General features: G+C 62.4%; 12 protein-coding genes and 3 pseudogenes. 3 read left to right on the top strand and 12 right to left on the bottom strand.

Features of this window, described 5'->3' with window-relative positions; genetic code table 11:
- Window positions 1-37: 37 nt before the first annotated feature.
- From B5D38_RS17230 to B5D38_RS17220, 3 genes and pseudogenes are all read right to left on the bottom strand, one after another.
- A pseudogene (locus B5D38_RS17230) lies at window positions 38-781 on the bottom strand (IS5 family transposase).
- A 429-nt stretch (window positions 782-1,210) separates the two neighbouring features.
- Window positions 1,211-1,567, bottom strand: a complete 357-nt coding sequence (locus B5D38_RS17225) for a hypothetical protein (protein WP_078709678.1) — start codon at window positions 1,565-1,567, stop codon at window positions 1,211-1,213.
- A gap of 74 nt (window positions 1,568-1,641) precedes the next feature.
- Window positions 1,642-2,979 (bottom strand): hypothetical protein, encoded by a 1,338-nt coding sequence (locus B5D38_RS17220; protein WP_078709677.1) that lies wholly within the window; start codon window positions 2,977-2,979, stop codon window positions 1,642-1,644.
- A gap of 357 nt (window positions 2,980-3,336) precedes the next feature.
- Between B5D38_RS17220 and B5D38_RS22250 the strand changes: the two genes are divergently transcribed.
- Window positions 3,337-3,489: a hypothetical protein gene (locus tag B5D38_RS22250; protein ID WP_165690891.1), complete on the top strand. Its 153-nt coding sequence runs from the start codon at window positions 3,337-3,339 to the stop codon at window positions 3,487-3,489.
- A gap of 107 nt (window positions 3,490-3,596) precedes the next feature.
- Here the strand turns inward: B5D38_RS22250 and B5D38_RS17215 are convergent.
- Window positions 3,597-3,755: pseudogene (locus B5D38_RS17215) on the bottom strand (IS3 family transposase); the annotation flags it as partial.
- A pseudogene (locus B5D38_RS21895) lies at window positions 3,748-3,906 on the bottom strand (transposase); the annotation flags it as partial. The pseudogenes B5D38_RS17215 and B5D38_RS21895, both read right to left, overlap by 8 nt.
- A gap of 1,685 nt (window positions 3,907-5,591) precedes the next feature.
- Between B5D38_RS21895 and B5D38_RS22600 the strand changes: the two are divergent.
- Together B5D38_RS22600 and B5D38_RS17200 are read left to right on the top strand one after the other, a co-directional pair.
- Window positions 5,592-6,119: an ImmA/IrrE family metallo-endopeptidase gene (locus B5D38_RS22600; protein ID WP_245319327.1), complete on the top strand. Its 528-nt coding sequence runs from the start codon at window positions 5,592-5,594 to the stop codon at window positions 6,117-6,119.
- The gene (locus B5D38_RS17200; RefSeq protein WP_078709675.1) at window positions 6,112-6,795 is read left to right on the top strand and encodes a hypothetical protein; all 684 of its coding nucleotides are present in this window, start codon (window positions 6,112-6,114) and stop codon (window positions 6,793-6,795) included. Before B5D38_RS22600 ends, B5D38_RS17200 begins: the two co-directional genes overlap by 8 nt.
- Here the strand turns inward: B5D38_RS17200 and B5D38_RS17195 are convergent.
- From B5D38_RS17195 to B5D38_RS17165, 7 genes are all read right to left on the bottom strand, one after another.
- On the bottom strand, window positions 6,792-7,373 hold the full coding sequence (locus tag B5D38_RS17195; protein ID WP_078709674.1) for a hypothetical protein: 582 nt from the start codon (window positions 7,371-7,373) through the stop codon (window positions 6,792-6,794). The genes B5D38_RS17200 and B5D38_RS17195 overlap by 4 nt on opposite strands.
- Window positions 7,366-8,292 carry a bis-aminopropyl spermidine synthase family protein gene (locus tag B5D38_RS17190; RefSeq protein WP_245319324.1) on the bottom strand — a complete coding sequence of 309 codons (927 nt, stop codon included), beginning with the start codon at window positions 8,290-8,292 and terminating at the stop codon, window positions 7,366-7,368. The genes B5D38_RS17195 and B5D38_RS17190 overlap by 8 nt, the downstream gene beginning before the upstream one ends.
- Window positions 8,289-8,867, bottom strand: coding sequence for an ATP-binding protein (locus B5D38_RS17185; protein WP_078709673.1), 579 nt, complete (start codon window positions 8,865-8,867; stop codon window positions 8,289-8,291). The genes B5D38_RS17190 and B5D38_RS17185 overlap by 4 nt, the downstream gene beginning before the upstream one ends.
- 329 nt (window positions 8,868-9,196) lie before the next feature.
- Window positions 9,197-9,520, bottom strand: a complete 324-nt coding sequence (locus B5D38_RS17180) for a DUF6634 family protein (RefSeq protein WP_078709672.1) — start codon at window positions 9,518-9,520, stop codon at window positions 9,197-9,199.
- Between the two features lie 217 nt (window positions 9,521-9,737).
- Window positions 9,738-10,475, bottom strand: a complete 738-nt coding sequence (locus B5D38_RS17175) for a hypothetical protein (RefSeq protein ID WP_078709671.1) — start codon at window positions 10,473-10,475, stop codon at window positions 9,738-9,740.
- Window positions 10,472-12,115: an ATP-binding protein gene (locus B5D38_RS17170; RefSeq protein WP_078709670.1), complete on the bottom strand. Its 1,644-nt coding sequence runs from the start codon at window positions 12,113-12,115 to the stop codon at window positions 10,472-10,474. Before B5D38_RS17170 ends, B5D38_RS17175 begins: the two co-directional genes overlap by 4 nt.
- Window positions 12,115-12,456, bottom strand: a complete 342-nt coding sequence (locus B5D38_RS17165) for a hypothetical protein (RefSeq protein WP_078709669.1) — start codon at window positions 12,454-12,456, stop codon at window positions 12,115-12,117. Before B5D38_RS17165 ends, B5D38_RS17170 begins: the two co-directional genes overlap by 1 nt.
- Window positions 12,457-12,526: the final 70 nt, after the last annotated feature.

Here is a 12,526-nt window from a genome sequence, read left to right as displayed (position 1 = left end):
GGATATTCTGCCTAAAGGATCGTTCTAGGAAGCCGACTCATTTGGCGTTGATCCAGATACGGATGGCGGCGAGCCTGAGGACGGCGAGGAAGTTGTCCGCCCTTCGGTCGTAACGGGTTGAGAGGCCTCGCATCTGTTTGATGCGGTTGAAGAAGCGTTCGACCCGGTTGCGCTGACGATAGTCCCAGCCGCTTAAGGCAAAGGCGTCCTTTCGGATGGATCGCGGCGGAATGTTCGCCCAACCCTTACGGCTGGCGACGAAGGAGCGGATGCCGTCGGTATCATAGGCCTTGTCGGCGATGACGGTGGCGCCGGGTGCGACAGCGTCGAGCAGCTTGGTCGCCATGGGGGCGCCGCTAGCCTGTCCAGCCGTCAGTTCGAGGCGCACGGGGCGTCCGTCGGCGTCGCCGAGGGCATGGATTTTGGTGGTCAGGCCGCCACGCGAATGTCCCATGCAAGGATCGGCAGGCCCCCCTTTTTTCGCCGGCACCATGCTTGGTGGACGCGGACGCAGGAGCTGTCGATCATCACGATGTCGCTATCGTAGGCCTCAGAAACTGCGGCCAGCGGGCGATCCCACACACCGGCGGCCCGCCAGCGGGAGAAGCGGTTGTAGAGCGTGGTCCGAGGGCCGTAGCGCTCCGGCACATCGCGCCAGGATGAGCCCGTTCGAAACCGCCACAAAAATCCCGTTAATCACCCGGCAATCGTCAACACGGGCGACGCCGCGGCCATTTCGAGGCAGCAGCGGCTCGATGACCGCCCATTCCTGGTCCGTCAGTTCATGGCGTCACATGGCAATCTCCTTTCCGGGAGATTGAACCAGATCATGACGCGCCGATGAACCCGTTTATGGGGACGCTCGCTAGTGCGTCGACATCACGGATGCCAAACACCGAAGAACGATGGAGCCGATTTTTGCCGGCCTGCTTCACCTCCCCCTCGGCCAAGAGAGGGCTGGCACCGCTTAGCGACTCAGTCACGTCGTGCGTCTGGACCATCGTTGCGGCGGCAAACGCCGTTTGCAGGAGTAATGGCCCCGATTCACGTATTGAGCGCTAACGGCGTTAGCAGAAGCCCCGAATGGCGCGGCCTCGGCCGGATTGTGAGGCCCGTCACGCGACGCCGATGACGATCAGGTCAGACGAGACCGAGCCGGAAGCGGTCGCGGTCCGTGGATCGCTCGTCGGCTGCGGATCGAAATCGCCTTTCACTCGGCCTCGTCGAGTTCAGGCTTCATCAGATGCGGCTTGCGGCGGAAGTCCCAGCCGTCTTCATACTTGTCGATGAGACCGTCGAAACGAAGTTGGCTTTCCTTCCGGTCGAAGCCCTGCTCGACGAGGCGGAGCACGACCCCCGTCCGGAAATTCATCAGGCCGTCATGGTCTTTGTTTTCCAACAGCAGCGTGATGATCCAATTGAGGAGAACCCGCGCGACGTCGTCCCGCGACGGACGGCGGCGCTCCTTCTGTGCGGCACGATACGCTCGCTGATAGTCCGCTTGGTCCGCATTGCGCCGTTGGCGCCTGACGGAGGCACCGGATTTGTCGGCTTTCGAGGAGGTCATGGTGCGCCGTTGTCCGGTCGCTCACGGCATCACGGCCCCGCCCGAAGGCGAAGCCGCAACGCCAAGAGCGCTGCCTACCGAGCGGGCCCGGGCTGCGGACGCACCATTTCTGTCGGCATCGGCGGCGGAGTCAGCGACGCCCTGCGGTTCGGACGCAGCCCCGCCAGGGACGTTGTCCGCAGAGCCTCCGCGGCCGACGCCTCGTCGGAAGCGGCAACGCGGTCGTGTTCATCGTCATCCGAGGCGGTGGGGTCATCGAGCGGATCCAGCGAAGTGTCCTCGGCCGGAGCTGCTGCGTCGATCTGGTCCGCAGCGGAAAACTTTTCCGCGTAGCCCGGCTCCAGCCCCACATCGGCGGCAACGACCTCGGCTTCGGCATTTTCCAATGCGTCATCCGCCTCGTCGTCCGCGACGTCCTCTTCTTCCGCGTCGGCGTAGACGGCGTCCGCATCCGCGTTCGCTTCCGGCGCGCGCGGCTCGATCGGCGTGCCGTCCAGGGCGAAGGCGAGCAGCGGCAGGAGGCGATCTTCGGCCCAAGCCTTCAGCGTTGCCGCGTCGGGCCAGTGTTCCCGACTACCAAGCTTGCCGAGCAGGTCGTGAAGCTCCGTCCACGGGCCTTCCGGCAGATCGTGGTGGCTGTGCGAGACCGTCCCGCTGATCGTCTCCGCGTCGATGTCGCAGAGAAGTTCCGTCAGCTCGCGGTGGCAGAGCCGCCCGGGCAGCTCCAGCGCCGTCCAGAGATCCTTCTTCGACAGTCGCTTCTGTCCGGCCGCCTCCAGCGCCTCCTCGAAGGTCGTCCGGATGAACTGGAGCCCGGCCTCGAAGCTCTTCTGCTGACGCGCGGCCTTGGCGGCGGCGAGCGCCTTCAAGCCTTTGGCGCCGCCGCGCAGTTCCGGCGCCAGCGGCTCACCGTCCGTCCCGGCATCGCCCGCGACCATCTCGGCGACCTCGCGCACCTTGAGGCGGCGACCTTTGCCATAGGCGGCGATCACCGTGTCAATGATCTTCGCGTCCGCGGCCGCGATCTTGAAGAGGACCGACGGCGGAATGTTGTAGTCGATGCATTCGTCCTGACGCTCACCGAGCGCGCGGTGCACGGCGCGGAGGTTGCGGGCGTGGCGGGTCGAGATCTCGCACTCCCGCTTCACCCAACCTTCGAAGGCCTTTTCCGGCAACAGCTCAGCCGCCTCCTCGAGATACGCCCCGAAATCGAAGACCTGCCCGGTGGTCCGGCGGCCGAGCTCGTGAACGCGATTGCGGAGATCAGCCAGACGCTGCCGCTCCTGCTCGTTCAGCTTGTCGATGGCCTGTTGGGTGACATCCGCCTTGCGCTTGCGTCCGCGGATCTGTCCCTGGGCGGTCTCCGTGTCGGCGGCGGTCTCGTGGGTCTGCTTGCTGTTGTCCTTGAGCATTGTTGGTCCTGCTGGCGCCGGAATTGGCGGGACGCGGGTTGTGCGTCCGCAGGACCTGACAGGACATAAAGAGAACAATTCGAATTTGAGCGATCCCGCACGGAAGACGTAGACCAAGGCGGCAAATCACCGGGGACAAAGCCCCCATTCTGCCGCCCCGAATTGGGATAAGTCATGAATTCGCAAGGAGCTTTTCCTTAAACTCCGCTCCCCTCCTCTCCGGACCTTGCGACATTCCGCCACAGAGGGAAATCCGCACGGTAAAATGCATCCGTATGGGCTGGCTCCCCCAAGCGCCCGTGTGGCTCACGCCCGTCGAAGGCTCTATCCTACCTTCGATGATACGGAGGCGGATCGATGCAGGCCTTTGAAGACGTGGTTGCCGTTCTCGGGCTGTCCGGCGATGACGCCATGGCCGCCTCGCCCTTCGGCCTGATGGCGAGCATCGAGAAGGGCCTTCCAGTCGCCGCCCTCGACCGGATGGCGCGTGACGTTGCCCCCGGGGCTTGATCCAGGTTGAAGCTCGTTCTGGCCAATCGACGAGGACCAGAACATGAAGCGCGGCCGTTTCCGATGGCTGAACCGCGCCGGATTTGCCGGAGGCTGATTGATCTTAGCTATGCGGCCATGTCGGTTTGGTCCATGGCGGCGTAATAGTTGGCTTCAGCTTCCGCGGGCGGAATGTTGCCGATCGGCTCGAGCAGACGGCGGTTGTTGAACCAATCCACCCATTCGAGTGTCGCGAATTCGACGGCTTCGACATGGCGCCTTGACCCATTCGTTCAGCGTCTGCGCCGCGCAGCCGATCTTCGGGGCAATCGAAAGAATGGCGGTCCAGCGCGAGACGTGCTCCCCTTCATGGTCCAGCACCATCCGCACCGCTCGCTCGCGCACTTCCGGCGAGAATTTGTTGGTCGTCTTGCTCATCGTGGCTCCATCCTCTCAGGAGTGGGAGCCTCCGGCAAACCCGGCGCGGTTCAACTTGTCCCTCCTTCAGAGGCAAGATCGGAGGGCGGAGAAACAGAAGCTTATGGCTTTATGGCTCGCGAGATCGCGCCCCGGTCTCTGCTTCAAAGCAGGTCCTTGGCTCTCAAGAGGTCTCGCGAATAGAGCCCAGCTTTGCGCTGGGATTCTGAAGGCGATGAATGCCATTAATTGCGTAAGTTAACACCTTACCGCGGAAGCTGAGAACCTGATAGCGGCGGAGAGGGTTATGCACATAGGTTCCACAGCTATTCGGGTCGAACGGTGATTGTGGCGCCCCGGTGTTGAGGTTGGCCTGGAGCAATGCCAAGGGAGGCAGTAGGTACGACCCCGGCTACAGCGATGAACGAAAAAATGCAGACTGATCCCTCCTGCGACTGGCATCACAAGGACGCGAATGAGGAGTTCGTATGCTGGTCCCGGATGCAAGCCGAGGCAGGGCAGAAGCTTGATACAATAATCGCTCGAAAAGAGCTTGAGCGGCGGGCTGGCGAAGGCCTGTTTCTGTGGGGCGTAGGAAATGCCCCCGCAGTGATCACGAATGTGCTCGCACGTACGAATGTCCCAGTGAGGGCAGTATTCTCGATCATGAAGTCCCGCCCAAAGCCGGTCGATAGCGCACCGACCCGCATCTTCGTCTGGCGCCACTACATTGACGCCTGTGGGGTGGAACGGGAGCTGCCGCCCCGCTCCTTGATCACAAGCAGGGGAAGCACCACCGGAGGAGGCAAGCGAGCCCACTATGCGCTGATGTGTCGTTCGGAGTCCCCGCTGATCCTTCGCCGAGGGGACGTATTTGATCCCAGCGCATACCGGAATGTTGGAGGGACTGGGGCGCCAGTGGGTGCTTCGCAGGTGACGGCGCTCATTCGTCGGGTGCACCCTGCGAGTACGCGTGCAGACTATGAAGCGAATCTAGTGGCGGAGCTAACCGGTAGCTATTGGGTGCGCCTCACGGACCCAGTGGAGATTAGCGCGGAAATGCGATCGAAGCTCGAAGATGCCGGTCAACGTGGAGTAGATGAATGGTCCACCTTGGTGTCCGAACTCAGGAGTGGGCCACGCCGAACTGACTCCGCCTCCGGAGGGAAGCTCCTCTAGCGCACTTCGCGTTAGCATCGCGTTATGCTAGCCCTTCATCAGGGCATCTATCAGGGGCAGCGGTGGCAAGCGGCGAAAACAAACTCATCGAGCGGCTGAGAAGTGCAGGTATTAGCCGTGCCGCTATCCGCGCTGCATGGCCGTCGTGGTGGACTGACGAAGCCGGGGCTACGCCGTCAGGACGCGCGGAGCTCCGCTTCGCCCTCGCGCGGAGGCTGGGGCTCGAGCCCAAACCTCTCCTCGGTGAGCGTGTGGAGTTCGTTTGGGACGACGACGTCAAATTCAAGCACCTCTCCGCTGGGGATGAGGGTCAGCGGGCAGCATTATCCTCCTTTGGCATGTCTGTAGGGCGCCTGCTACTCCGCGCAACAGCCGGTCCGCCGACCCGGACTGTCTCCTCCGATGCCCTTAGGGACGCCATCCTGCGTGGATCGCGATTTGTGGATCTCCAATCGCTGTTAGCCGCCTGTTGGGCTCTCGGCGTTCCGGTCATTCACCTGCGCGTCTTCCCCTTAGAAGCAAAGTCCATGCATGCGATGGTTGTCGGCATGGACGGGCGCTTCGCGGTCCTGCTTGGCAAGGATGCAGCCTACCCCGCTCCGGTAGCCTTCACATTGGCGCATGAGCTTGGGCACGTCATGCTCAACCATCTTGCCGAGGCTCCCGCCTTAGTTGACGTTCAAGATCCTGCTCGTTTTCATGATTCGGACTCCCAAGAGCGCGAAGCCGACCAGTTCGCTCTGATGTTGCTCACGGGGTCGCCCGAGCCCGACATTCAGACGAACCTATCTAGCTTCAACTCGCCCACGCTAGCAGCGGCCGTTTTAGCCGCCTCTGGTGAGTACGGTGTAGAGCCAGGCACTCTAGCGCTCTGCCTAGCATACCGCCGCAATGCATGGGCTGTGGCGATGTCATCGCTCCGCTTCATCTACAAAGAACGTAAACGTGCTTCCGACGAAGTGAACCAGATTGCTGAAACGGAGCTGGACTGGAGCCTCCTAAACGACGAAGGCGCCCATTTCCTCCGAAACGTCATGTTCGGTAAAGATGACTGAAAGAACGCTTATCGACAACGACGTAGCCCTAAAGGCAGCTTGCTACACCCTAGTTGAAGAGACTGTTGAGGTCTTGACGATCGATGACGTCGCGCCCGCAATGCTCGGGGTAGGCCGCTTCGTGATTGCAAAGCGCATCGAACGCGCTAAGTACATCATGGATCGCAATCGAGCGTCTGCCGCATTTTCCCGCCTCCTTGCCAGGGTTCTGATGATCGAGCCGGACGACACCGAGCTGTCGATCGCGGCTGACCTAGAAGCTGAAGCCAACCGACGAGGCCTAGAACTAGATGGCGGAGAGAGCCAACTGCTCGCGGTGCTTGCGAACAGATCGTGTAGCTTCCTAGTGACGGGCGATAAGCGCGCTATCGTTGCTATGTCGCGAGTCGCGGCGAAAGAAGCGGACTCGCGCATAATGTGCTTTGAACAGCTCGTGGCTTGCATTGTCTCGGCCGCAGGGCACGACAATGTCCGTGTCAGAGTCTGTGGTGAGCCGCTTGCGGATCGGGCCGTCACGTCGTGCTTTGGCTGCTCCCTGTCAGAGGCACCCGACCCACAATACGTCCTCGATGGCCTTGCGAGCTACTCCCGTCACCTGAATGGAGAAGCCCCGGGCGTGCTCTCGCGAGAGGGAAGTTTCCGAGGCCTCGTCCGCGAGAAGCCACAGACACCTTAACGCTCGCCGCGCAGGAATACCGCATACGGCTCGCGTAGCGTTGCTACCAGGTCGATATCAATTTCGCGAGGATCGCCCTCGTTGGTCAATTCTGGAGCGTCGAGGACGCTTAAGCAGGCTTTATCGACGCGGCCCTTGACGTACCGGCTGCCCAACCGTCCTGTGCTCGGTCCGACCGGAACGCGCGTCTGATCAAGAGGCAACTTGAGTTGTTCCTCTCTAAGCTGATCAATCACCAACGCATACTTGGACCCTCGGACTTCGATCGTATGCGGAATCTCCTCCCACTGCACCCCATCTACCGAGTATTCAGCGGCGCACATCGGTGCAGCAATATGGCTTGAGTTCATCGTCTCCATACAGAGATGAATAGGCTGGCCGATTTGCGCGAATTTCCTCGCAAAAGGCTGAACCATTGAAGCTGGATGGCACGTATTGCCTCCGTAGCCCCACATCCCATACCCGGTCTTGCTTATCTCTTCCTTCTTTCGAGCGATAATATCTGCCAACTCTTCCTGTGCATGAGTGCCGATCTTCATGAAAAGCACGCCCGCGCCCGGCTTAACGATCTCATTCATGGCCGCTCTCCAAAAACTCAAGTTTGTACTCATCCTCGTGGGCCACGCCGTAATCGAGACGACGCCTTGCTCTCACGTACCGGACCCGAGGCTCCTGAGATAGTCCGTAAAAGTTCTCGAGTCGTCGGGGGTCTGTGATCGCGCCACTGCCTTCGCGAGGTGGGTTGCCGGGCAATGCAGTTAGGTAAAGGTTGCAGGACTTCAGGTCTGGTGCATCGTCGAGGTGATATTCGTGCAATTTTCGCTGCATCCGGGAGACATAAAAGCCCTGACTGGAAGCGAAGCGTTGCACGCTAGCTAGAACCTGCTTCGGCCAGTCAAGTTCGTCATCGTCCGCTATAACGACTACTCCCTCGCCGGAGTGATCAGTTGCCTCCATCCCCCTCTGAACAAACACATTCACGCTCTCGCCGTTGTTTGACGCCCCCCATGGCGGGTTGGTATAAAAGCAGTCGTAGCGATCCGATACGTCGAAGGCATCGAGCACATTGTAAAGGCGTGCATCAAGGTTCCCGATTCGCTCCCGATCAGCGAACTTCATCACGGCCTCCACCGTTCGTTCGTCGAAGTCGAACACTGTGATATGAGCAGGACCAAAGTTGAGAACCTCACGCACTCGAAGGTACGCTACACATACACTGATCGCATCGCCATCGCCGATAAACGCCAGGCGTTTCCCATCGGCCCAATCGGCGATAATCTCGCTCTGCAAGACCATATCGCCCGTCTTCATATGGATCTGATCGAAGACGCGCAGCGGGCGGGGCCGGTTCTGGACCACGTCGGACACGGCGTTGATAGCCTTCCGCAGATCGACACGACGCCGCTCCTGGTGCGGCGTGGCAGGCGTTGACGCAGCCGGCGCCTGGTGTGAGCCGTTGCCTACAGCTCTGCTCAGCCAGTCGAAAAATCCGTTCACTGGAGCCTCTGGCGGAGTCGGTAAGCGAGCTGCTCCTGAGAACCTGCGGTGTCGAATAAGTAGACTGGTCTACCTATGGCCATGCCGTATGTCGCTGCCACTGACGACTGCAATGCAGTGTGCATCCTCGCTTCTTCTTCGGTGACCAACGGGCGTCCGGCGGCGTCCAAGCTAATCCGCCTCCGGGTCTCATCAGGGCTCACATAGAATAGCCAAATTTCGTCGGGCGCGAGTCGTGTGAACTGATCAAGAGAGAACGGCGTGATACGGTAGCCGTATTCTTCTTTTGTCTCGGGGTGGGAATCGATCAAAATATTATAATCGGTTCGATGTAATTCCACGAAATAGAGAAGTATTTGGTCAACTTCTGCCACATCAGAAGGTTTCACAATGGAAGCGGACTGAGATCGGAGGTCGGCCTGGTTTTCTACATCCGCGGAGCGCTCCCTTAAATGTTCTGTTAAACGTGCGCCGTACTCCCAGACCTTGAGCGCAGGAACGTCTTCCGCGAGCTTCCTTAAGGTGGAACTCTTCCCCGCCGCGGGCGCTCCTGTGACGTACACAACCTTGGGCATGCCTACCCCCCCATTCGAAGCTCACTTTTCATAAGCCGCGCCGGCGTTACGGCACAAGTGATTCCCCTCAAGAAGAGGTTGAGAGGAGAAATTGTACGTTGTGTCGTGCGCTAGTTCCTGGTTGCGCTCGCTCCCGACTGGCGTTGATGGCCGCTTTGGAGCGCGGCGATTGGGCTTCGGACGGAATCGACGGATTTTTAGCCGGCCGCTTTCCGCTGGGAATTGCTCCAGAGCTGCCGGACCCTTTTCGGCCTGACCTTGCCTTTCAGATCGGGCGGAAGCGGCAAAGTTTTCCGCTCCTCATCGTGCGCCGAGTCCACTTGTGATCTCTAGTCCTCGCCCCGCGGCTCGCCGAGGCGATAGAAGCGGGAGAGCGTCCGGGCGTAGCCGTGGTGAGGCGCGAACAGGTGGAGTTGCGAAGTGACCGAGCGGTGGCCGCGGGCGATCGAGGGATGGCCGTGGACCTGCCCCACCAGGCACGGTTGCAGCCGCATGGCCAGCGACCAGTTGTCGAGGATCGGCGCGTCGGCCAGATCGCCCCGAGTCGGCCTGTCGCCGTTTTGGATGCGCTCGAGGTCAGCGACGAGGCGGTGGAGCAGATCGAGTTCGTCGAGGTTAAGCACGGTGCCGTCGGCCGCGATGAGGATGCTCATCGGAAAGTCCTTTATCGGGCGCCTTGGAGCGTCCCGGTGAGATGGGAGAAGAGAGGCCCCCGGAGACCGAGGAGCCGCAGGTAGGAATCCAGCGCCATGATGTTTGCAGGAGCCTGCAGCCAAGACGCGGCAACCCTCTATCTCCGAAAGTACCCGAACGGCGGGAGGGGTGACGCCCGTCGCCGCGCAATGATGAACGCGGGCTTGCCGAAGCCCTTCAGCCCGACGGCGGCGGTGCCGCCTTCTCGTCACCGTCGAGGATAGTGGTGATCTCGTCGGCGTCGAGCGTGCCCGCCTCGGTCAGCGCATCAGCAAGGCGCAGAAGCAGATCGAGATGCGCAGCGGTCGTGATCCGGGCCTGCTGCTGTGCTGCCTCCAGCCTGGCGTTGACGCGGTCGAGCAGAGCGCCGTCCCGCAGGAGCATGTGCTCGGCCAGGTCGAGATTGCGGTGCACCAGCGGACGGTCGGCGCCGAGGCCAAGGCACATCTCGATGCCGAGGGCCAGTCGCGTCGCCCGGGCGAGGTCACTGTACTCGGGTCCGCCGCTCGCTGCGGAGACTTCGCCGAAGACCAGTTCCTCCGCGGTGCGGCCGCCGAGATAGACGGCGATCAGAGCCATCATCCGATCTTCGGTTTGAATGGCTTGGTCGTCCTGCGCAGTGGTCGTTCCGCCGCCTTCGTCGACGACGGAGAGGGCGACGATCGTTCCGAGGCTCAAGGCATGACGCAGGACGGCATGTCCGGCCTCGTGCACGGCGATCCGATGGCGAAGCTCGGCGGAGCGCTGCGGCTTCGACCGGGCGAGCGCCGTTTCGAGATCGGCATAGGCCAGACGGCGCTGTTCGCGCCGCGCTCGACCCCGCGCCTCACGCACCAGGCGTTCGATGTCGGCGCCGCTCATGCCGACGGCCTGGCGGGCCAGCGTGTCCAGCGCTGTCGAGGGGGAAGGTGTCATGGCCGAGGCTCCTCTGAGGTGGTCGCGCCCGAGTCGTCGGAATTGCGCTCGGCGCTGCCGACATCAATTTCCCCGTCGTGCACGCTGTTTGCCAGGATCGGCGATTTCGGCGGAGCGCTGGCGAGCACGCCCTCGAGATCGGCGCCGAGATGATGAGCGAGGATCGCCGCGAGCGCCTTTCGGTCCGGCATCGGAATTGCGACGTGGCGTTCCCAGCGGCCCGAGCGGCGGAGCGCAGGCTCGATCTGATCCGGGCGATTGGTTGCGCCGACGATGACAACGCCCTCCGTCTTCACCCTCCCGTCCATCAGTTCGAGCGCCTTGTTGACGACGGCATTCCAGTAGTCGGCATAATCGCGATCCATCGATACGCGCTGGCCGATGCCGTCGGCCTCGTCGATAAAGAGCACACACGGCGCCAACGCCTTGGCGATGTCGAAGCTCGCTGTCATCCGCTTCAGAACATCGCCCAGATGTCCCCTCTCCAGAAAGGTCGAGACAGAGGTCGCGAGAAGCGGAATATCGAGCGTGTTGCAGAGCGCGCTGGCAAAGGTCGTCTTGCCCGTTCCGGGCGGACCACTGAGCAGCAGACGCGAGCTCACCGCGCCCCAACCGAGCCCACCATCCTGCCAGAGCGCGAGGTCGGCCTTCAGATCCAGCGCCCAGTCCCGAGCTTCGCCGAGCCCAGGCAGCGTCTCGACCGTGACGCGGCGGAGGTCGTCCGCCGCGACGGGCTGGATCAGCTCGGCGCCGGATTCGCCGAGCCTTTTGCGGTCCGCTTTCGACAGGGCCCGTGGCGACCGCCGATCGTCGTCATCCGCGGGTTCGCTTCCACCGCCCCCGTCTCCCGCCTTGTCTCTGCCGGACGACTGGTCAGCCCGCCCGCCGGAGGTCAACCACTTGAGGATGGCGATACTGCGCTCCAGCGGCAGGCCGGGACGGATGGCGACGGCGAGATCGGCGATGTCCAATCGCGACAGATCGAGTCTGGCTTCGTCCAGGGCGAGGCGAACGCGGCGAGCCTCCTCCTCCATGACCTGGACCATGGTCGCAGCGACGATCTCCGCATCGAGGATGCCGCCATCGAGGATCGCATCGGCGGAAAGCCCGATCACCGTCGGCACGGCGACTTCGCTCACAACGAGGAGCGGCAGACCACTGCGCATGACGATGCCGAGACGACGGCGATAGATCACGTCGGCTTCGAGCGTGTCGCCCATGCTGAGCGCAGCGGTGGCGACGATGAAGTCCGGGCTGTCGGATCGGCGGAGCATCTTGCTCGCCCAGTTGCGGACGGTCGACATATCCGTCGCTTCGACCGAACCGGGCAGCAGCAGGCCATCGTCGAGCAGCCGCAAGGCGGCCCCGGCAAAGCCGGGCGCCCGAGCCTCCAGAGTGATGATCGTGCTGGACGTACCGAACATCTCGCCGAGATCGGTGCGGCTGATCTTCGCGCGAGCCAGCGCCCGGTCGATCAGGAGCTGGGTGGCGACGGCGCTGGCATCCTGGACGGGCGGCGCGTCTTTGGCCTCGGGCTCGTCGCTTGCCATCAGGCCGAGGATATTGTCGGCGTCGAACCCCTCGGCCGATTTGGTCTTCGAACGCGGTGCGGGCTTTGGGCTTCCCAGTTTCCCGGCCATCAGAGCTCTCCCCCGCAGACGGGGCGGAGCGGCCCGCGCCGATCAGCGCGGCGCTCGATCCATTCGGCGACGAGGCGGCAGGTGGCGTTTCCGGCCGCGACGTGGCGACGCAACTCGTCGAGGATCGGCGCCGGGATCGTGCCGCCGTATTTGCAGAGCTTGGCGTGCTGCATCGCGAGGCTGACGATGATGGCCGGATCGGAGTTCGGCGCGGCTGATTGCGGCGCGGCGTCGGTTGCAGCGGGTTCCGGCGGGCGAAGGCGGGCCGAGGCATGGGCACGGCGGCGGTACGCCGCGGCCCGGTCGCGCGGGCTGATGGGAGCGGGATAGATGGTCTTCATGGACGCTGTCTCTCGTACGCCGAAGGCCGAAGCCGACGGCGGCAAATTCGATGGGAAGTGATGAGGAAGC

Source organism: Consotaella salsifontis (genome assembly GCF_900167365.1).
Lineage (GTDB): Bacteria > Pseudomonadota > Alphaproteobacteria > Rhizobiales > Rhizobiaceae > Consotaella > Consotaella salsifontis.
Note: the sequence above shows the minus strand (reverse complement) of the source record. Positions and strands in the feature narration are given on the sequence as shown.